Annotated in this window: 8 protein-coding genes, 4 tRNA genes, 6 rRNA genes and 1 pseudogene; 16 read left to right on the top strand and 3 right to left on the bottom strand. The window is 57.6% G+C overall.

Features of this window, described 5'->3' with window-relative positions; translation table 11 throughout:
* The first annotated feature begins 115 nt into the window (after positions 1-115).
* Complete coding sequence (gene apaG / locus NMB41_RS21370) at positions 116-490, top strand: Co2+/Mg2+ efflux facilitator ApaG/CorD (protein WP_494379786.1); 375 nt, start codon at positions 116-118, stop codon at positions 488-490.
* Between the two features lie 3 nt (positions 491-493).
* Here the strand turns inward: apaG and NMB41_RS21365 are convergent, their stop codons facing one another.
* Positions 494-643, bottom strand: coding sequence for a hypothetical protein (locus NMB41_RS21365; RefSeq protein ID WP_494379785.1), 150 nt, complete (start codon positions 641-643; stop codon positions 494-496).
* A gap of 10 nt (positions 644-653) precedes the next feature.
* On the opposite strand from NMB41_RS21365, the gene mltA reads away from it, so the two are divergent.
* A complete protein-coding gene (gene mltA, locus NMB41_RS21360) occupies positions 654-1,883 on the top strand; it encodes a murein transglycosylase A (protein ID WP_494379784.1) in 1,230 nt (409 codons plus the stop codon).
* A gap of 6 nt (positions 1,884-1,889) precedes the next feature.
* On the opposite strand, the gene NMB41_RS21355 is transcribed toward mltA, so the two are convergent.
* Positions 1,890-3,125 carry an MFS transporter gene (locus NMB41_RS21355; RefSeq protein WP_494379783.1) on the bottom strand — a complete coding sequence of 412 codons (1,236 nt, stop codon included), beginning with the start codon at positions 3,123-3,125 and terminating at the stop codon, positions 1,890-1,892.
* A 137-nt stretch (positions 3,126-3,262) separates the two neighbouring features.
* Here NMB41_RS21355 and NMB41_RS21350 point away from each other — a divergent pair, with 137 nt between their 5' ends.
* From NMB41_RS21350 to rrf (NMB41_RS21320), 7 genes are all read left to right on the top strand, one after another.
* Complete coding sequence (locus NMB41_RS21350) at positions 3,263-4,039, top strand: enoyl-CoA hydratase (protein WP_494379782.1); 777 nt, start codon at positions 3,263-3,265, stop codon at positions 4,037-4,039.
* Between the two features lie 3 nt (positions 4,040-4,042).
* Positions 4,043-5,593, top strand: coding sequence for a phospholipase D family protein (locus tag NMB41_RS21345; protein WP_494379781.1), 1,551 nt, complete (start codon positions 4,043-4,045; stop codon positions 5,591-5,593).
* Positions 5,594-6,011: 418 nt separating this feature from the next.
* Positions 6,012-7,544, top strand: a 16S ribosomal RNA gene (locus tag NMB41_RS21340).
* Between the two features lie 77 nt (positions 7,545-7,621).
* Positions 7,622-7,698, top strand: a tRNA-Ile gene (locus tag NMB41_RS21335).
* 18 nt (positions 7,699-7,716) lie between these two features.
* A tRNA-Ala gene (locus NMB41_RS21330) sits at positions 7,717-7,792 on the top strand.
* 211 nt (positions 7,793-8,003) lie between these two features.
* A 23S ribosomal RNA gene (locus NMB41_RS21325) occupies positions 8,004-10,877 on the top strand.
* 127 nt (positions 10,878-11,004) lie between these two features.
* Positions 11,005-11,117: ribosomal RNA gene (gene rrf / locus NMB41_RS21320) — 5S ribosomal RNA — on the top strand.
* Together the 16S, 23S and 5S rRNA genes with 2 tRNA genes alongside form the textbook arrangement of a ribosomal RNA operon.
* 245 nt (positions 11,118-11,362) lie before the next feature.
* Here the strand turns inward: rrf (NMB41_RS21320) and rtcR are convergent.
* A pseudogene (gene rtcR / locus NMB41_RS21315) lies at positions 11,363-12,968 on the bottom strand (RNA repair transcriptional activator RtcR).
* A gap of 225 nt (positions 12,969-13,193) precedes the next feature.
* Between rtcR and NMB41_RS21310 the strand changes: the two are divergent.
* From NMB41_RS21310 to rrf (NMB41_RS21280), 7 genes are all read left to right on the top strand, one after another.
* Entirely contained in the window at positions 13,194-14,429 is a 1,236-nt protein-coding gene (locus tag NMB41_RS21310; RefSeq protein WP_494379780.1) for an RtcB family protein, read from the top strand.
* Between the two features lie 39 nt (positions 14,430-14,468).
* Positions 14,469-15,500, top strand: coding sequence for an RNA 3'-terminal phosphate cyclase (gene rtcA, locus NMB41_RS21305; RefSeq protein WP_494379779.1), 1,032 nt, complete (start codon positions 14,469-14,471; stop codon positions 15,498-15,500).
* A 409-nt stretch (positions 15,501-15,909) separates the two neighbouring features.
* Positions 15,910-17,442: ribosomal RNA gene (locus NMB41_RS21300) — 16S ribosomal RNA — on the top strand.
* Between the two features lie 77 nt (positions 17,443-17,519).
* A tRNA-Ile gene (locus NMB41_RS21295) sits at positions 17,520-17,596 on the top strand.
* A gap of 10 nt (positions 17,597-17,606) precedes the next feature.
* Positions 17,607-17,682: transfer RNA gene (locus tag NMB41_RS21290), tRNA-Ala, on the top strand.
* Positions 17,683-17,915: 233 nt separating this feature from the next.
* Positions 17,916-20,791, top strand: a 23S ribosomal RNA gene (locus NMB41_RS21285).
* A 126-nt stretch (positions 20,792-20,917) separates the two neighbouring features.
* Positions 20,918-21,030 (top strand): 5S ribosomal RNA (gene rrf / locus NMB41_RS21280).
* The last annotated feature ends 110 nt before the right edge of the window (positions 21,031-21,140 follow it).

Below are 21,140 nucleotides of genomic sequence, written 5' to 3'. Positions count from 1 at the left end.
TGAAGCCGCTATTTTACGCCGAGCCGCGATGGAGGCGCGCAGCCCGCTTTTGCCGCACGGGGTATCATGCCTCATTGCGCATACGCGTCACTACCAATAATAGAAGAGGGAAGCCGTGGCTGCCTACGATTTTACTGTCACCGTCCGCACCAAATACCTGGCCGAGCAAAGCAAGCCGGACCAGGACGAATATTTGTTTTCCTACACAATCAACATCAAGAACACCGGCGAGGTCCCGGCTCAGCTGATTTCGCGCCATTGGGTGATCACCGACGCCAGCAACCGCACGCAGGAAGTAGCGGGCCTGGGCGTGGTCGGCCACCAGCCGCTGTTGAAGCCGGGCGAGCAGTTCGAATACTCGAGCGGCACGCCGCTGGCCACGCCCCAGGGTTCGATGCACGGGGAGTACTTCTGCGTGGCCGAGGACGGGCACCGCTTCGAGGTGAAGATTCCGGAGTTTGTCCTGAACGTGCCGAGCATGCTGCATTAATGTTTATGGCTCGCGCGGTGGCTCCTGCTGCTGCGTTTTTTCCTCGCGCAGGGGCCGCTTGCGCTCCTCGGGACGGCCATGGAACATCGTCCACCAGACGATAAACACGAGCAGGAAGAATGCCACGCCCGCTTCCAACATCAAGATCCACATAGACTTCCTTATGCAAACGATACGCCGCAGTGTACCTGCTTCGCTTTCTCTTGTGGCCCTGTTGCTGGCCGCCTGCGGCACGCCGCCGCCTGCACCGTCCCCCAAGCCCCAGCCTGTTCCAGAGCCGTCGAAACAGCCCGACATCGTGATGCCGCCGCCGGTCGGCCCGGTCGGCATTCCTGCCGACTTGCCGAAGCCCCCGCCAACGCCGCCGATGACCCCGGTCTCCTTCGAATCGCTGCCCGGCTGGCAGCAGGACGACCTGCGCCAGGCCTGGCCGGCCTTCATGGCCTCCTGCCGCGTGCTGGCGAAAAAGCCGCAGTGGACGGCGCCCTGCGCGGCGGCGCCAAGTGTCGATACGGGCGATAGCGCCGCCATTCGCCGCTATTTCGAGACGTATTTCGTACCCAACCAGATGCGCATGCCCGATGGCGCCGACACCGGCCTGATCACGGGTTATTACGAGCCGATGCTGCGCGGCGCGCGCAAACGCGGCGGCGCTTTCCAGACCCCGCTGTACCGGGTGCCGGACGATTTGATTACGGTCGACCTGGCGTCGGCCTATCCGAACTTGAAGAACATGCGCCTGCGCGGGCGCCTGGTCGGGAAGACCGTGGTCCCGTACAGCACCCGCGCCGAGATCGAGCGCGCGCCGCTCTCCGGCAAGGAGCTGGTCTGGGTCGACGATCCGGTCGAAGCCTTCTTCCTCGAGGTGCAGGGCTCGGGCCGGGTGCGTATCGACGAGAGCGGCGAGACCGTGCGCATCGCCTTCGCCGACCAGAACGGCCATCCGTATAAAGTGATCGGCCGCTGGCTGGTCGAGCAGGGCCAGCTGCCGGCCGATGGCGTATCGGCGCAAAGCATCAAGGCCTGGATCGCGGCCAATCCGGCGCGGCGCCAGGAACTCCTGAACGTCAACCCGAGCTATATCTTCTTCCGCGAAGAGCGCCTGCCCGACCCGAACGTGGGGCCGAAGGGCGCGCTGGGCGTGCCTTTGACGCCGGAGCGCTCGGTGGCGGTCGACCCAACGATCGTGCCGCTCGGGGCGCCGCTGTTCCTGTCGACCACGCATCCGTCCGACGGCGCCCCGATCCAGCGCCTGATGATGGCGCAGGACACCGGCGGCGCCATCCGCGGCGCGGTGCGCGCCGATTTCTTCTTTGGTTTTGGCGGCAATGCGGCCGAGTATGCGGGGCGCATGAAGCAGCGTGGTTCGACCTGGGTGCTGCTGCCTAAATAAACGCGCTCAATCGTTTACATGGCGCAGGCGGGTGCCGGCCACGGCCGCCACCGCCAGCAGAACGGCGCCTGCCGCCACGCACACCAGCCCTGTGCGCACGCTGAAACGCTCGGCCAGCGCGCCGGCCGCCAGTGCGCCGAGCGGGGCGGTCGCCACCGTCAGCGAGCGCATCGTCGCCACCATCCGGCCCAGCACGGCGTCGGGCGTGACGCGCTGGCGCAGGGCGATGTAGGGAACGAAGAACAGGGTCGCGCCGCAGTCGAGCAGGAAGACCACGATGCCGTAGGCAAGCGCGGTCAGCGCCGGACTGCCGAACAGGCTGGCGGGAATGGCCGGCATCAGCGCGAAGCCCAATGCGGAGACGCACAGGCCGACCAGGATCGCGCGTCCGGTGCCGTAGCGCTTCGAGAGCGGCTTGATCAGGATCGAGCCGGCCAGGATGCCGGCGCCGCCCAGCATTTGCGCCGTTCCCATCACGCCGGGCGTCATGCCCAGCACGCGCGTCGCGAACAGCACGTGCAGGGCCAGGTAGCCATAAAACAGGAAATGCCAGCTGCCCGCGGTCCAGGCGAGCGTGCGCAGCACGCGCTGGTTCCACACAAACGCCAGGCCTTCACGGATATCGATCAGGGGGTGGGTGTTCGACGGCACGGGCTGCGGTTCGCGCGCGCGGATCCGGCGCAGGTTCGCCAGCGAGACGACGAAGCCGGCCACGTTGCACAGGATGGCGACCGGCGCGCCGAGCAGCTGCACCATGGCGCCCGCCATGCCGGGCCCGAGCAGGCGCGCGGCTGATTCGGTGCCCGCCATCTTGGCGTGGGCATCGACCAGGCGCTCGCGTCCGACGACAAAGGTGAGAAACACCTGCTCGGCACTGCCGCCGACGACGAGCCCGGTGCCCAGCACGAAGCCGACGGCGTACAGCCAGTGGATGGTCAGCGCATCCATCCACCAGGCCAGGGGCACGCTGGCCAGGGCGGTGGCCACCATTACATCGCTGAACATCATGATCGGCAGGCGCCGGCAGCGGTCGAGCAGCACGCCCGAGGGCAGGCCGAGCAGCAGGAAGGGCAGGGATTCGAGCGCCGCCAGGGTGCCCATCTGGGCTGGTGTCGCATGCATCAGCAACACCGCGCAGATCGGCAGGGCGAGCAGCGTGATCTGGGAGCCGAACTGGGTCAGCGTGCTGCTCAGCCACAGGCGGCGGAAGTCGGCGCTGCGCAGCAGCCCGTCTGCCGTCATGCGAATCAATGTGTGGCGGAGGGTCGAAATGGCGGACTCGTTGCGAACTTGCTTAAAACGCAATGATACCTGCCTTTCCTGGCCGGGTTGGCGCTACAATCGCGGCACTGATCAATCCCTATATATAAAGGTGCCCCATGGAATACGCAGACCTGCTGATCGAAAACCACGGCAAGGTAGCCGTGATTCGCCTGAACCGCCCGAAGGCGATGAACGCGCTGAACGACAACATGATGAACGAACTGGGCGACGCGCTCTACAAGTTCGATGCCGACCCAGGGGTCAATGTCATCGTCCTGACCGGCAGCGACAAGGTCTTCGCGGCAGGCGCCGACATCGCGGCCATGGCCAACTACACGTATGCCGACACCTACCCGGGCAATTACATCGGCCGCAACTGGGAACACATCCTGAACGTGCGCAAACCTGTCGTCGGCGTGGTCGCCGGCTATGCCCTGGGTGGCGGCTGCGAACTGGCGATGATGTGCGACTTCCTGATCGCCGCCGACAGCGCCAAGTTCGGCCAGCCCGAAATCAAGGTCGGCGTGACCCCAGGCGCGGGCGGTACCCAGCGCCTGCCGCGCACGATCGGCAAATCGAAAGCGATGGACATGCTGCTGACCTCGCGCATGATCGATGCGGCGGAAGCGGAACGCACCGGCCTGGTGTCGCGCATCTTCCCGGCCGAGCAGCTGATGGAAGAGGCCCTGAAAGTAGCGGCGACCATTGCCGAGATGCCGGTGTCGGTGGCGATGGCGATCAAGGATTCGGTGAACCGCGCGTTCGAGACGACGCTGACCGAAGGCGTGCGCTACGAGCGCCGCTTCTTCCACGCCGCTTTCGGCACGCCCGCGCAGAAGGAGGGGATGGCCGCCTTCCTCGCCAAGCGCAAAGCCAACTTCGAAGGCATGTAAGCGATGCGCGCCCGGGCCTTCTCGAGAGGGGGCGCGGCGCTCGTCATCGTCGTGGCGACAGGCGCCGGCTGCGTCTCCCTGCCGCCGCCAGGGGAGCGCACCGTCACGCAGGCGCTGGCCGACACCGGCAGCACCCGGCTGGGGCAGGCGATCGCGCCGCTGGCCGCGGCGCATCCGGAACGCTCGGGTGTGCTGTCCTTGCCCGACGGGCGCGACGCCTTTGCCGCGCGCGTGCTGCTGGCGCGCAGCGCCGAGCGCAGTCTCGACGTTCAATACTATATCTGGCGCGATGACCTCACCGGCGTGCTGCTGCTCGACGAGCTGCGCAGCGCGGCGGCGCGCGGGGTGCGCGTGCGGCTGCTGCTGGACGATAACAACACCGCCGGGCTCGATCCCATGCTGGCCGCGCTCGATGCCGAACCGAATATCGAGATCCGGCTCTTCAACCCGTTCAGCACCCGTGCCTGGCGCAGCCTGGGCTTCGTGTTCGAATTCAGCCGCCTGAATCGGCGCATGCATAACAAATCCTTCACGGCCGACAACCAGGCGACGATCGTCGGCGGCCGCAATATCGGCGACGAGTATTTCGGCGCGGCGGGCGACGTGCTGTTTGTCGACCTGGACGTGCTCGCGGTCGGGCCGGTGGTGCCTGAGACCTCGCGCGATTTCGATCGCTACTGGAACAGCGCCTCCGCCTATCCGGTAGCAGACCTGGTCGACGCCCGCGACGCCGAGCCGGGCGGCGCTCTGGCCGGGCGCGCGGCGCAACTGCGCGGCCAGGCTGAAGCGCAGCGCTATATCGAGGCGATCCGCAGCTCCGCGTTTGTCGCGCAGATCAACGCGGGACAGGCGCCACTCGAGTGGAACACGGTCAGGCTCGTCAGCGACGATCCGGCCAAAGCGGCCGGCACCTCCAGGCCTGAGGACCGCCTGGCAGTAAAGCTGCGGCGCCTGTGGGGCAGGCCCGCGCATCAGCTCGACCTGGTGTCGCCGTATTTCGTGCCGGGTAAAGACGGCGCCCAAGCCCTGGTCGATCTCGCCCGTAGCGGCGCCAGGGTCCGTGTGCTGACCAATGCGCTGGAGGCGACCGACGTCGCTGTGGTTCATGCCGGCTATGCAAAATGGCGTCACGACCTGCTGCGCGCCGGTGTTTCCCTGTTCGAGCTGCGGCGCAGCTGGGGCGCCGACCTTCCCGACAGCGGGCGCGGGCGCTTTGGCAGTTCCGCGTCGAGCCTGCATGCCAAAACCTTCGGCGTCGACGGCCGCAGTGTCTTTGTCGGCTCGTTCAATATGGACCAGCGTTCGATCGACCTGAATACCGAGATGGGCTTCGTGATCGACAGCCCGCGCATGGCGCAGCAATTAAGCCAGGTGCTGGACACCCGCATACCGGAACGGGCCTACGAGGTGCGCCTCGATGAAGCGGGCAGGCTGTTCTGGATCGAGCGCGCCGACGGTAAAACCCTGCGCCATGACGCGGAACCGGGAACCAGCATCTGGAAGCGGGCAGGGGTGAAGATCCTGTCCATCCTGCCCATTGACTGGCTGTTGTAGAAAGTTCAGAACGGGCCTTGCCAACATCGCACCCGGTTCGCTATAATTCGCCTCCTCGGAAAAACGACAACGAAATCAAGTAGTTGAAGATGCAACGAGGGCCGCAGACTCTGCGGTGTAGCAAAAAAGAAGTTGACGAGAAACAGAAATTGCTTCATACTCTTCTTCCTCTGCTGCTGACGAACAAAACGATTCGCAGAACACAGCAAGGCAGTACCGAACAAGTTCTTTAAAAATTAACAGTCGATAAGTGTGGGCGTTTGATGAAGGTGCCAGTGACTTCGGTCACTGATTACTTAAATTATCAAATGTTCACAAAAAAGAAATAGCGTTGTCTCAGCAATGAGATAACGGTCAGTATTTTGAGTGAGCGACCCCTTAGCAATAAGGGTGGCAGCAATGCCAACAAACAGAGATTAAACTGAAGAGTTTGATCCTGGCTCAGATTGAACGCTGGCGGCATGCTTTACACATGCAAGTCGAACGGCAGCGCGGGGCAACCTGGCGGCGAGTGGCGAACGGGTGAGTAATATATCGGAACGTACCCAAGAGTGGGGGATAACGTAGCGAAAGTTACGCTAATACCGCATACGATCTAAGGATGAAAGTGGGGGATCGCAAGACCTCATGCTCCTGGAGCGGCCGATATCTGATTAGCTAGTTGGTGAGGTAAAGGCTCACCAAGGCTACGATCAGTAGCTGGTCTGAGAGGACGACCAGCCACACTGGAACTGAGACACGGTCCAGACTCCTACGGGAGGCAGCAGTGGGGAATTTTGGACAATGGGCGCAAGCCTGATCCAGCAATGCCGCGTGAGTGAAGAAGGCCTTCGGGTTGTAAAGCTCTTTTGTCAGGGAAGAAACGGTGGGAGCTAATATCTCTTACTAATGACGGTACCTGAAGAATAAGCACCGGCTAACTACGTGCCAGCAGCCGCGGTAATACGTAGGGTGCAAGCGTTAATCGGAATTACTGGGCGTAAAGCGTGCGCAGGCGGTTTTGTAAGTCTGTCGTGAAAGCCCCGGGCTCAACCTGGGAATTGCGATGGAGACTGCAAGGCTTGAATCTGGCAGAGGGGGGTAGAATTCCACGTGTAGCAGTGAAATGCGTAGAGATGTGGAGGAACACCGATGGCGAAGGCAGCCCCCTGGGTCAAGATTGACGCTCATGCACGAAAGCGTGGGGAGCAAACAGGATTAGATACCCTGGTAGTCCACGCCCTAAACGATGTCTACTAGTTGTCGGGTTTTAATTAACTTGGTAACGCAGCTAACGCGTGAAGTAGACCGCCTGGGGAGTACGGTCGCAAGATTAAAACTCAAAGGAATTGACGGGGACCCGCACAAGCGGTGGATGATGTGGATTAATTCGATGCAACGCGAAAAACCTTACCTACCCTTGACATGTACGGAAGCCACGAGAGATCGAGGTGTGCTCGAAAGAGAACCGTAACACAGGTGCTGCATGGCTGTCGTCAGCTCGTGTCGTGAGATGTTGGGTTAAGTCCCGCAACGAGCGCAACCCTTGTCATTAGTTGCTACATTTAGTTGAGCACTCTAATGAGACTGCCGGTGACAAACCGGAGGAAGGTGGGGATGACGTCAAGTCCTCATGGCCCTTATGGGTAGGGCTTCACACGTCATACAATGGTACATACAGAGGGCCGCCAACCCGCGAGGGGGAGCTAATCCCAGAAAGTGTATCGTAGTCCGGATCGCAGTCTGCAACTCGACTGCGTGAAGTTGGAATCGCTAGTAATCGCGGATCAGCATGTCGCGGTGAATACGTTCCCGGGTCTTGTACACACCGCCCGTCACACCATGGGAGCGGGTTTTACCAGAAGTAGGTAGCTTAACCGCAAGGGGGGCGCTTACCACGGTAGGATTCGTGACTGGGGTGAAGTCGTAACAAGGTAGCCGTATCGGAAGGTGCGGCTGGATCACCTCCTTTCTAGAGTAGCACCGGAAGCGAAAGCTTCATCATTAAACGTCCACACTTATCGACTGTTGAACAAAGAACACAGTTTCGGGGCTGTAGCTCAGCTGGTTAGAGCACCGTGTTGATAACGCGGGGGTCGTTGGTTCGAGTCCAACCAGCCCTACCAAGTTATTGGCATACCCAAGGGGGATTAGCTCAGCTGGGAGAGCACCTGCTTTGCAAGCAGGGGGTCGTCGGTTCGATCCCGTCATCCTCCACCAAAAGCCTAAACTTAAGTCGTTAGATTTACGTTTAGTCTTTTCGAGATTAACTGTTGTTCTGTTCTTTAACAATCTGGAAGAAGTAAAGTTTTATTGAGTACGCACGACAGTGCGTGCTCAGGGTAGTAGTACAAATCAGCAAACATGCAACAAGCTGTACTCTTATTCTTATAAACGCTTCCTGGTTAGTCGCCAGGAGCTAACGTTATAGGGACAAGCGAATAAGTGCACATGGTGGATGCCTTGGCGATTACAGGCGATGAAGGACGTAGTAGCTTGCGATAAGCTGCGGGGAGCGAGCAAACACGCTTTGATCCGCAGATTTCCGAATGGGGAAACCCGGCCTTTTAGGTCATTGCATGCTGAATACATAGGCATGCAAAGCGAACGCGGCGAACTGAAACATCTAAGTAGCTGCAGGAAAAGAAATCAACCGAGATTCCCAAAGTAGTGGCGAGCGAAATGGGAAGAGCCTGTACGTGATAGTCGATCGGATAGTGGAACAACCTGGAAATGTTGGCCATAGAGGGTGATAGCCCCTTACACGAAATCTGAACGGTGATACTAAGCGTACGACAAGTAGGGCGGGACACGAGAAATCCTGTCTGAACATGGGGGGACCATCCTCCAAGGCTAAATACTCGTAATCGACCGATAGTGAACCAGTACCGTGAGGGAAAGGCGAAAAGAACCCCGGGAGGGGAGTGAAATAGATCCTGAAACCGTGTGCATACAAACAGTCGGAGCGGACTTGTTCCGTGACGGCGTACCTTTTGTATAATGGGTCAGCGACTTACATTCAGTGGCGAGGTTAACCGAATAGGGGAGCCGTAGAGAAATCGAGTCCGAACAGGGCGACAGTCGCTGGGTGTAGACCCGAAACCAAGTGATCTACCCATGGCCAGGATGAAGGTGCGGTAACACGCCCTGGAGGTCCGAACCCACTAATGTTGAAAAATTAGGGGATGAGCTGTGGGTAGGGGTGAAAGGCTAAACAAACTTGGAAATAGCTGGTTCTCTCCGAAAACTATTTAGGTAGTGCCTCAAGTATCACCATCGGGGGTAGAGCACTGTTATGGCTAGGGGCTCATTGCGAGTTACCAAACCATTGCAAACTCCGAATACCGATGAGTGCGAGCTTGGGAGACAGACGTCGGGTGCTAACGTCCGGCGTCAAGAGGGAAACAACCCAGACCGCCAGCTAAGGTCCCAAAGATTGGCTAAGTGGAAAACGAAGTGGGAAGGCTAAAACAGTCAGGATGTTGGCTTAGAAGCAGCCACCATTTAAAGAAAGCGTAATAGCTCACTGATCGAGTCGTCCTGCGCGGAAGATGTAACGGGGCTAAGCCAGTCACCGAAGCTGCGGATATGCGTAAGCATATGGTAGGAGAGCGTTCTGTAAGCCTGCGAAGGTGTCTTGTGAAGGATGCTGGAGGTATCAGAAGTGCGAATGCTGACATGAGTAGCGATAATGGGGGTGAAAAGCCTCCACGCCGTAAGCCCAAGGTTTCCTGTTCAACGTTCATCGGAGCAGGGTGAGTCGGCCCCTAAGGCGAGGCAGAGATGCGTAGCTGATGGGAAGCAGGTTAATATTCCTGCACCGTCGTATGATGCGATGGGGGGACGGATCGCGGAAGGTTGTCTGACTGTTGGAATAGTCAGTTTCTGCTTCATAGAAGGCGCTTAGGCAAATCCGGGCGCGGAATTCAAGGGAGTGGGACGAGCGGCCTTGTGCTGCGAAGCAATCGGAAGTGGTTCCAAGAAAAGCCTCTAAGCTTCAGTCATACGAGACCGTACCGCAAACCGACACAGGTGGGCGAGATGAGTATTCTAAGGCGCTTGAGAGAACTCGGGAGAAGGAACTCGGCAAATTGGTACCGTAACTTCGGGAAAAGGTACGCCCTTGTAGCTTGACCACTTTACTGTGGAAGGGTGAATGGGTTGCAATAAACTGGTGGCTGCGACTGTTTAATAAAAACACAGCACTCTGCAAACACGAAAGTGGACGTATAGGGTGTGACGCCTGCCCGGTGCTGGAAGATTAAATGATGGGGTGCAAGCTCTTGATTGAAGTCCCAGTAAACGGCGGCCGTAACTATAACGGTCCTAAGGTAGCGAAATTCCTTGTCGGGTAAGTTCCGACCTGCACGAATGGCGTAACGATGGCCACACTGTCTCCTCCCGAGACTCAGCGAAGTTGAAATGTTTGTGATGATGCAATCTACCCGCGGCTAGACGGAAAGACCCCATGAACCTTTACTGTAGCTTTGCATTGGACTTTGAACCAATCTGTGTAGGATAGGTGGGAGGCTTTGAAGCGGGGACGCCAGTTCTCGTGGAGCCATCCTTGAAATACCACCCTGGTTTGTTTGAGGTTCTAACCTTGGTCCGTTATCCGGATCGGGGACAGTGCATGGTAGGCAGTTTGACTGGGGCGGTCTCCTCCTAAAGTGTAACGGAGGAGTTCGAAGGTACGCTAGGTACGGTCGGACATCGTGCTAATAGTGCAATGGCATAAGCGTGCTTAACTGCGAGACCGACAAGTCGAGCAGGTACGAAAGTAGGACATAGTGATCCGGTGGTTCTGTATGGAAGGGCCATCGCTCAACGGATAAAAGGTACTCTGGGGATAACAGGCTGATTCCTCCCAAGAGTTCATATCGACGGGGGAGTTTGGCACCTCGATGTCGGCTCATCACATCCTGGGGCTGTAGCCGGTCCCAAGGGTATGGCTGTTCGCCATTTAAAGTGGTACGTGAGCTGGGTTTAAAACGTCGTGAGACAGTTTGGTCCCTATCTGCCGTGGGCGTTGGAAATTTGAAGGGGGCTGCTCCTAGTACGAGAGGACCGGAGTGGACGAACCTCTGGTGTACCGGTTGTCACGCCAGTGGCATTGCCGGGTAGCTAAGTTCGGAAGAGATAACCGCTGAAAGCATCTAAGCGGGAAACTTGCCTTGAGATGAGATTTCCCGGAGCCTTGAGCTCCTTGAAGGGTCGTTCGAGACCAGGACGTTGATAGGCTGGGTGTGGAAGTGCAGTAATGCATTAAGCTAACCAGTACTAATTGCCCGTACGGCTTGTCCCTATAACCTTAGCAGGTTATAAAAGTAAGATTACAGTGCTGTTTGTTGATACGCACCACTACCAAAAACCTACTTCTTCCAGATTCAGAGCCTTGTTCGCACCAGCGGACACAGCTCGTACAAGTTATGCCTGATGACCATAGCAAGTCGGTCCCACCCCTTCCCATCCCGAACAGGACCGTGAAACGACTTTGCGCCGATGATAGTGCTGCAACCAGTGTGAAAGTAGGTTATCGTCAGGCTAGTTATATGTTGTAGAGAAAAACCCCCACCAGCCTATGCGCGCTCAAGATCGCGCATAGTGCAGATGGGGGTTTTTTTTCGTCTCGAGCTTTTGCTTATGGGCTGGGCGAGCACTCGCCGTCCTCGCATTCCCCCCGATTAACGGAACCTCGGATGGACAAGTGCCGCCCAGTTCTGGCATGTTCGTCGCGCCCGCACATACTGCTGGCTACCATACGACAGTCAGAAAACGCGGCAGTTCCTCTCAGGCGAACAGCTGGTCCCAGCCGAGACCGAAGCGCGCCAGGTATTTCTTGAGCCGGTCCGCGTCGTTCGGCTTGCTCTTGGCGCCACGCGATACGCCGAACAGCTTGCGGCCCGCATCCGACAGGCTTTTCGATTGGCGGCAGACCTTGACCACTGCCTGCAGCTGCATGGCGTCGAACAGGTCGAGCCGGCTGGCCGCCTCCGCGCCGATCAAGTCTTCCAGCACGACCTCGTCCGGACCGCTACGTCCCGCATGCGGCCGCCACAAGCGCTGCAGGCGCGCGGTCTCGTCGTCGACGATCGCTTCGGTGATGCGCCCCGACTGCGCCAGGGTCGCCATGCGCGTGACCGATGCCCACAGGTCGCGGAAGTTCCCCGTCCACAGCGCTTCGGGGGCACGGGCGAAGCGCATGTAATGTGCGCGCGCTTCGCGGTTGAAGCGCACCATCTGGCCGTTCTCCGCGCCGTACTGGGCAAGCAGGTAATCGAGGTTCGGCTCGATATCCTCGGCCCGGTCGCGCAGGCCGGGCAGGGCATAGGTCCACAGGTTGATGCGCGCGTACAGGTCTTCGCGAAAACGCCCGGCCACGACTTCCTGCGCCAGGTCGCGGTTGCTGCCGGCGATCAGCTGGAAGTCGCTTTGCGCCTCGTTGTCGCTGCCGACCGGCAGAAAGCGCTTCTCCTCGATCGCCTTGAGCAGCATCGCCTGTTCGTCCGCGCCGAGTTCGCCGATCTCGTCGAGAAAGAGCACGCCCTTGTGCGCGCTCCTGAGCAGGCCTGGCCGATCCGAGGCCGCGCCTGTGAACGCCCCTTTGATATGTCCGAACAAGGTCGACGCCGCGCCGTCGCCATGCAGGGTCGCGCAATTGAGTTCGACGAAGCGGCCGTCGACCTGGTGGCGCGCCTTTTTCCAGTTCATATACGCGGCGCGCCAGGAAGGACTTGCCGGCGCCGGTTGGGCCCATGAGCAGCATGGGCGCGCGCGAACGGATCGCAACGCGCTCGATCTCCTCGATCATGGCGTTGAAATCCGGATTGCGGGTTGCGATGCCCGACTTCAGGAAGGCCACGCCCTCCATCTGCTCGCGCGTAAAACGCTGGGCAATCTGGTCGTAGCGCGACAGGTCGAGGTCGATCAGCGCATAGCTGCCGGCCGTGCCGGCACCCGGTGAGCGCGGCGGCGAGGTCTGCACCAGGCGGCCGGGAAAGAAGCGCGCTTCGGTCATCAGGAAGAGGCAGATCTGGACCACGTGGGTGCCGGTCGTGATGTGGATCCAGTAATCCTCGTTGTCCGGATCGAAGGGATAGGCTTTTGCGAAGTCGAACAGCGCGCCATACACTTCCTCGAAATCCCAGGCGTCGCGCATCTCGAGCGCATGCGCGACGACCTGCGTTTCCGGCGACACCGCGGCAATGTCGGCAGCGACCTGGTTCACCAGACTCTCCACATTCCCGTTGTACATCAGCTCGAAACGGGCGATGGAGACATCGGGCTGCTGGGTCAACGCGATGCTGGGCCGCCACTTGTCCCAGCGCGACTGGCCGCGGTAATTGTCGAGCTTGGTACCGATGAAACCGAGGACGACGATTTTCTTCTTTTTCATATTCATATAAATATTTATATAGCTGGATAACTTATCAGCAAATCGTATTCCGGTCGAGACGAGGAGAAAATTCCGCAAATGTCGTAAATCCCCGCGAAATCAGCCACTTGGTGCAAGCTGCAGGCAAGCCGCCGCTCCTGGCACGCCGCTTGCAATAGAGTAGGCAGCAACGAGACGATGATGAACCCGATGGCGCGGCCATTCCACTTCAGAAAAATGAAAACGATGAACAAGCAAACCTACGATGTCATGGATATCCCCGACGGAAGCCGCGTGAAAATGTGGACGCAAGGCGTGCCGGTGGAAGAGTCTGCCAAGCAGCAGCTGGCCAATACCGCGAAGATGCCCTTCGTGTACAAGCACATCGCCGTCATGCCGGATGTCCACCTCGGCAAAGGCTCGACCATCGGCACCGTCGTGCCGACGCTCGGCGCGGTGATTCCCGCGGCGGTCGGCGTCGATATCGGTTGCGGCATGATGGCCGCGAAGACGACCCTGAGCGCAAACGACTTGCCGGACAGTCTGGGAATCCTGCGTAGCGCGATCGAACGCGCCATTCCGCACGGGATGTCGCCGAAGACGCGCGGCCACCGCGGCCGCGACGAAGGCTCCTGGCAAAACCCGCCGGCGCCGGTCGATGCCGCATGGACCCAGTTAAAAGGCGAGTTCGATGCGATCTGCCTGAAGACGCCCAAGCTGCGCAACACGAACAACTACCGCCATCTCGGAACGCTCGGCAGCGGCAATCACTTCGTCGAAGTCTGCCTGGATGAAGTCGGCTTCGTCTGGTTCATGCTGCACTCGGGTTCGCGCGGCGTCGGCAACGCAATCGGCACCTATTTCATCGAGCTGGCCAAAGAGGACATGCGCCGTCACTTCGTCAACCTGCCCGACAGCGACCTGGCCTATCTGTCCGAAGGAACGCAGCATTACGACGACTACATCGAAGCGGTGAGCTGGGCGCAGAAGTTCGCGCGCATGAACCGTGAGGTCATGATGCAGAACCTGATCGCCGCCGTGCGCACGGTAATCAAGAAGCCCTTCGAGACGCATGTGGAAGCGGTGAACTGCCACCACAATTATGTGCAGAAGGAGCGCCACTTCGGTAAGGACGTGCTGGTCACCCGCAAGGGTGCGGTCTCGGCGCGTGCCGGCGAGCTGGGGATCATTCCGGGTTCGATGGGCGCGAAGAGTTTTATCGTGCGCGGTAAAGGGAATCCGGAGAGCTTCAATAGCTGCAGCCATGGTGCGGGCCGGACCATGAGCCGCACCGAAGCCAAGCGCCGTTTCACCCTGGCGGACCAGGTCAAGGCGACCGAAGGCGTGGAGTGCCGCAAGGACGCCAACGTGATCGACGAGATCCCGATGGCCTACAAGGATATCGATGCGGTGATGCACGCGCAGCGCGACCTGGTCGAAGTCGTCCACACGCTCAAGCAGGTAGTGTGCGTGAAGGGCTGATCCCTGCGCACCCAAAAATAACAAGAAGAAGGAGGGACGATGATCGAACTCGATGGCGCCGCCGGCGAAGGCGGCGGCCAGATCCTGCGCAGCGCGCTTGCGCTGTCGATGATCACCGGGCAGCCATTCCGGATCACCCGCATCCGTGCGAACCGCGCGAAACCAGGACTGATGCGGCAGCACCTGGTGGCGGTGCAGGCGGCCGCCCGGATATCCGGTGCGACGGTCACGGGGGCGGAACTCGGTTCATCGGAACTGGGTTTCATTCCGGGCCGCGTGAAGGGCGGCGACTACCATTTCGCCATCGGCACGGCCGGCAGCTGCACGCTTGTGCTGCAAACGATCGTGCTGGCCTTGCTGTATGCGGAGCAGCCATCGACCATCCGCATTACAGGCGGCACCCACAATGTGATGGCGCCCCCGGTCCAGTTCCTGCAGCAGGCATATCTTCCACTGCTGGCGCGCATGGGTGCGGAGGTCGACGTCAAATTAATTCGTTATGGCTTCTATCCGGCAGGCGGAGGCGAAGTTGTCGCGACCGTCAAGCCCTGTGCGCAGCTGCGGCAGATCGTATTAAACGAGCGGGGCCGGCTCGTCGCCGGATACGCCGACGCTTTTGTCGCAGGGCTGCCGCCAAGTGTCGGCACGCGTGAACTCGGCTGCATCGGCACCGCGATGGGATGGGAAGAAGCGCAGCTGCGCATGCATCGCCTCGCCGGTGAGCAGGGGGCGGGCAACGCAGTGCTGATCACGCTCGAGCATGAACAGGTCACCGAAGTGTTTGCAGGATTCGGCGCCAAGGCGCTAAGGGCGGAGGCCGTTGCGCAGGAGGCGATCGGCCAGGCGCTGGAATATCGCGCCTCCGATGCGGCGGTCGGCGAACACCTGGCGGACCAGCTGATGTTGCCGATGGCCCTGGCGGGCGGTGGCAGTTTTACCGCGTCAACGGTGTCGTCGCATGCGGAAACGAATGCCGCAGTGATCGCCCGTTTTTTGCCGGTCGTTATCGTTTTTGAGGCGGGAGAGAAACATTATGCATGCGCGGTGAAAAGCACTTGCCAAGCCGGATAGGCCTTGGCTATAATTCGCGTCCGCTTCGGCGCTGTCTGCAAAAGGTTAACGTAATCAAGGTGTTAGATACGTAATTTCTTTGCTAACAGCAACGAAGTAGAAAAAAAAGAAGTTGACGACGCAAACGAAACACTGCATACTCTCGCTTCTCTGCTGCTGACGAACAAAACGATTCGCAGAACACAGTAAGGCAGTTCCAAACAAGTTCTTTAAAAATTAACAGTCGATAAGTGTGGGCGTTTGATGAAGGTGCCAGTGACTTCGGTCACTGATTACTTAAATTATCAAATGTTCACAAAAAAGAAATAGCGTTGTCTCAGCAATGAGATAACGGTCAGTATTTTGAGTGAGCGAATCCGGACCAGTGGGACGGATTCGAGGGCAGCAGTGTCCTCGACAAACAGAGATTAAACTGAAGAGTTTGATCCTGGCTCAGATTGAACGCTGGCGGCATGCTTTACACATGCAAGTCGAACGGCAGCGCGGGGCAACCTGGCGGCGAGTGGCGAACGGGTGAGTAATATATCGGAACGTACCCAAGAGTGGGGGATAACGTAGCGAAAGTTACGCTAATACCGCATACGATCTAAGGATGAAAGTGGGGGATCGCAAGACCTCATGCTCCTGGAGCGGCCGATATCTGATTAGCTAGTTGGTAGGGTAAAGGCCTACCAAGGCTACGATCAGTAGCTGGTCTGAGAGGACGACCAGCCACACTGGAACTGAGACACGGTCCAGACTCCTACGGGAGGCAGCAGTGGGGAATTTTGGACAATGGGCGCAAGCCTGATCCAGCAATGCCGCGTGAGTGAAGAAGGCCTTCGGGTTGTAAAGCTCTTTTGTCAGGGAAGAAACGGTGGGAGCTAATATCTCCCACTAATGACGGTACCTGAAGAATAAGCACCGGCTAACTACGTGCCAGCAGCCGCGGTAATACGTAGGGTGCAAGCGTTAATCGGAATTACTGGGCGTAAAGCGTGCGCAGGCGGTTTTGTAAGTCTGTCGTGAAAGCCCCGGGCTCAACCTGGGAATTGCGATGGAGACTGCAAGGCTTGAATCTGGCAGAGGGGGGTAGAATTCCACGTGTAGCAGTGAAATGCGTAGAGATGTGGAGGAACACCGATGGCGAAGGCAGCCCCCTGGGTCAAGATTGACGCTCATGCACGAAAGCGTGGGGAGCAAACAGGATTAGATACCCTGGTAGTCCACGCCCTAAACGATGTCTACTAGTTGTCGGGTTTTAATTAACTTGGTAACGCAGCTAACGCGTGAAGTAGACCGCCTGGGGAGTACGGTCGCAAGATTAAAACTCAAAGGAATTGACGGGGACCCGCACAAGCGGTGGATGATGTGGATTAATTCGATGCAACGCGAAAAACCTTACCTACCCTTGACATGTACGGAAGCCACGAGAGATCGAGGTGTGCTCGAAAGAGAACCGTAACACAGGTGCTGCATGGCTGTCGTCAGCTCGTGTCGTGAGATGTTGGGTTAAGTCCCGCAACGAGCGCAACCCTTGTCATTAGTTGCTACATTTAGTTGAGCACTCTAATGAGACTGCCGGTGACAAACCGGAGGAAGGTGGGGATGACGTCAAGTCCTCATGGCCCTTATGGGTAGGGCTTCACACGTCATACAATGGTACATACAGAGGGCCGCCAACCCGCGAGGGGGAGCTAATCCCAGAAAGTGTATCGTAGTCCGGATCGCAGTCTGCAACTCGACTGCGTGAAGTTGGAATCGCTAGTAATCGCGGATCAGCATGTCGCGGTGAATACGTTCCCGGGTCTTGTACACACCGCCCGTCACACCATGGGAGCGGGTTTTACCAGAAGTAGGTAGCTTAACCGCAAGGGGGGCGCTTACCACGGTAGGATTCGTGACTGGGGTGAAGTCGTAACAAGGTAGCCGTATCGGAAGGTGCGGCTGGATCACCTCCTTTCTAGAGTAGCACCGGTCTTAACTGACCAGTCATCAAGCGCTCACACTTATCGACTGTTGAACAAAGAACACAGTTTCGGGGCTGTAGCTCAGCTGGTTAGAGCACCGTGTTGATAACGCGGGGGTCGTTGGTTCGAGCCCAACCAGCCCTACCAGTCACACCCAGGGGGATTAGCTCAGCTGGGAGAGCACCTGCTTTGCAAGCAGGGGGTCGTCGGTTCGATCCCGTCATCCTCCACCATTCATTCGGTACCGAAATACTGAAAGTGCAAACGTAAGCCATCGGGTTTAGGTTTGATCTTTTAGAGATTAACTGTTGTTCTGTTCTTTAACAATCTGGAAGAAGTAAAGTTTTATTGAGTACGCACGACAGTGCGTGCTCAGGGTAGTAGTACAAATCAACAAACATGCAACAAGCTGTACTCTTATTCTTATAAACGCTTCCTGGTTAGTCGCCAGGAGCTAACGTTATAGGGACAAGCGAATAAGTGCACATGGTGGATGCCTTGGCGATTACAGGCGATGAAGGACGTAGTAGCTTGCGATAAGCTGCGGGGAGCGAGCAAACACGCTTTGATCCGCAGATTTCCGAATGGGGAAACCCGGCCTTTTAGGTCATTGCATACTGAATACATAGGTATGCAAAGCGAACGCGGCGAACTGAAACATCTAAGTAGCTGCAGGAAAAGAAATCAACCGAGATTCCCAAAGTAGTGGCGAGCGAAATGGGAAGAGCCTGTACGTGATAGTCGATCGGATAGTGGAACAACCTGGAAATGTTGGCCATAGAGGGTGATAGCCCCTTACACGAAATCTGAACGGTGATACTAAGCGTACGACAAGTAGGGCGGGACACGAGAAATCCTGTCTGAACATGGGGGGACCATCCTCCAAGGCTAAATACTCGTAATCGACCGATAGTGAACCAGTACCGTGAGGGAAAGGCGAAAAGAACCCCGGGAGGGGAGTGAAATAGATCCTGAAACCGTGTGCATACAAACAGTCGGAGCGGACTTGTTCCGTGACGGCGTACCTTTTGTATAATGGGTCAGCGACTTACATTCAGTGGCGAGGTTAACCGAATAGGGGAGCCGTAGAGAAATCGAGTCCGAACAGGGCGACAGTCGCTGGGTGTAGACCCGAAACCAAGTGATCTACCCATGGCCAGGATGAAGGTGCGGTAACACGCCCTGGAGGTCCGAACCCACTAATGTTGAAAAATTAGGGGATGAGCTGTGGGTAGGGGTGAAAGGCTAAACAAACTTGGAAATAGCTGGTTCTCTCCGAAAACTATTTAGGTAGTGCCTCAAGTATCACCATCGGGGGTAGAGCACTGTTATGGCTAGGGGCTCATTGCGAGTTACCAAACCATTGCAAACTCCGAATACCGATGAGTGCGAGCTTGGGAGACAGACGTCGGGTGCTAACGTCCGGCGTCAAGAGGGAAACAACCCAGACCGCCAGCTAAGGTCCCAAAGATTGGCTAAGTGGAAAACGAAGTGGGAAGGCTAAAACAGTCAGGATGTTGGCTTAGAAGCAGCCACCATTTAAAGAAAGCGTAATAGCTCACTGATCGAGTCGTCCTGCGCGGAAGATGTAACGGGGCTAAGCCAGTCACCGAAGCTGCGGATATCCTTTATTGGATATGGTAGGAGAGCGTTCTGTAAGCCTGCGAAGGTGTCTTGTGAAGGATGCTGGAGGTATCAGAAGTGCGAATGCTGACATGAGTAGCGATAATGGGGGTGAAAAGCCTCCACGCCGTAAGCCCAAGGTTTCCTGTTCAACGTTCATCGGAGCAGGGTGAGTCGGCCCCTAAGGCGAGGCAGAGATGCGTAGCTGATGGGAAGCAGGTTAATATTCCTGCACCGTCGTATGATGCGATGGGGGGACGGATCGCGGAAGGTTGTCTGACTGTTGGAATAGTCAGTTTCTGCTTCATAGAAGGCGCTTAGGCAAATCCGGGCGCGGAATTCAAGGGAGTGGGACGAGCGGCTTTATGCTGCGAAGCAATCGGAAGTGGTTCCAAGAAAAGCCTCTAAGCTTCAGTCATACGAGACCGTACCGCAAACCGACACAGGTGGGCGAGATGAGTATTCTAAGGCGCTTGAGAGAACTCGGGAGAAGGAACTCGGCAAATTGGTACCGTAACTTCGGGAAAAGGTACGCCCTTGTAGTTTGACCACTTTACTGTGGAAGGATGAACGGGTTGCAATAAACTGGTGGCTGCGACTGTTTAATAAAAACACAGCACTCTGCAAACACGAAAGTGGACGTATAGGGTGTGACGCCTGCCCGGTGCTGGAAGATTAAATGATGGGGTGCAAGCTCTTGATTGAAGTCCCAGTAAACGGCGGCCGTAACTATAACGGTCCTAAGGTAGCGAAATTCCTTGTCGGGTAAGTTCCGACCTGCACGAATGGCGTAACGATGGCCACACTGTCTCCTCCCGAGACTCAGCGAAGTTGAAATGTTTGTGATGATGCAATCTACCCGCGGCTAGACGGAAAGACCCCATGAACCTTTACTGTAGCTTTGCATTGGACTTTGAACCAATCTGTGTAGGATAGGTGGGAGGCTTTGAAGCGGGGACGCCAGTTCTCGTGGAGCCATCCTTGAAATACCACCCTGGTTTGTTTGAGGTTCTAACCTTGGTCCGTTATCCGGATCGGGGACAGTGCATGGTAGGCAGTTTGACTGGGGCGGTCTCCTCCTAAAGTGTAACGGAGGAGTTCGAAGGTACGCTAGGTACGGTCGGACATCGTGCTAATAGTGCAATGGCATAAGCGTGCTTAACTGCGAGACCGACAAGTCGAGCAGGTACGAAAGTAGGACATAGTGATCCGGTGGTTCTGTATGGAAGGGCCATCGCTCAACGGATAAAAGGTACTCTGGGGATAACAGGCTGATTCCTCCCAAGAGTTCATATCGACGGGGGAGTTTGGCACCTCGATGTCGGCTCATCACATCCTGGGGCTGTAGCCGGTCCCAAGGGTATGGCTGTTCGCCATTTAAAGTGGTACGTGAGCTGGGTTTAAAACGTCGTGAGACAGTTTGGTCCCTATCTGCCGTGGGCGTTGGAAATTTGAAGGGGGCTGCTCCTAGTACGAGAGGACCGGAGTGGACGAACCTCTGGTGTACCGGTTGTCACGCCAGTGGCATTGCCGGGTAGCTAAGTTCGGAAGAGATAACCGCTGAAAGCATCTAAGCGGGAAACTTGCCTTGAGATGAGATTTCCCGGAGCCTTGAGCTCCTTGAAGGGTCGTTCGAGACCAGGACGTTGATAGGCTGGGTGTGGAAGTGCAGTAATGCATTAAGCTAACCAGTACTAATTGCCCGTACGGCTTGTCCCTATAACCTTAGCAGGTTATAAAAGTAAGATTACAGTGCTGTTTGTTGATACGCACCACTACCAAAACCTACTTCTTCCAGATTCAGAGCCTTGTTCGCACCAGCGGACACAGCTCGTACAAGTTATGCCTGATGACCATAGCAAGTCGGTCCCACCCCTTCCCATCCCGAACAGGACCGTGAAACGACTTTGCGCCGATGATAGTGCTGCAACCAGTGTGAAAGTAGGTTATCGTCAGGCTAGTTATAAGAAAAACCCCACCAGGTGATCCTGGTGGGGTTTTTTGCTTTGGGCGGCCGATTCAGGCCTGCATGCCCAGCCGCATCTCAGCCGCGCCATTCTGCGCTTCA

Source organism: Massilia sp. FBCC-B171, assembly GCF_059134155.1.
This window is presented reverse-complemented; position numbering and strand designations above follow the sequence as displayed.

Excerpts from the sequence above, each read along its gene's own strand:
- NMB41_RS21365 (WP_494379785.1), bottom strand. The coding sequence starts at position 643 with ATGTGGATCTTGATGTTGGAAGCGGGCGTGGCATTCTTCCTGCTCGTG.
- mltA (WP_494379784.1), top strand. The coding sequence starts at position 654 with ATGCAAACGATACGCCGCAGTGTACCTGCTTCGCTTTCTCTTGTGGCC.
- NMB41_RS21355 (WP_494379783.1), bottom strand. The coding sequence starts at position 3,125 with ATGACGGCAGACGGGCTGCTGCGCAGCGCCGACTTCCGCCGCCTGTGG.
- NMB41_RS21350 (WP_494379782.1), top strand. The coding sequence starts at position 3,263 with ATGGAATACGCAGACCTGCTGATCGAAAACCACGGCAAGGTAGCCGTG.
- NMB41_RS21345 (WP_494379781.1), top strand. The coding sequence starts at position 4,043 with ATGCGCGCCCGGGCCTTCTCGAGAGGGGGCGCGGCGCTCGTCATCGTC.
- NMB41_RS21310 (WP_494379780.1), top strand. The coding sequence starts at position 13,194 with ATGAACAAGCAAACCTACGATGTCATGGATATCCCCGACGGAAGCCGC.
- rtcA (WP_494379779.1), top strand. The coding sequence starts at position 14,469 with ATGATCGAACTCGATGGCGCCGCCGGCGAAGGCGGCGGCCAGATCCTG.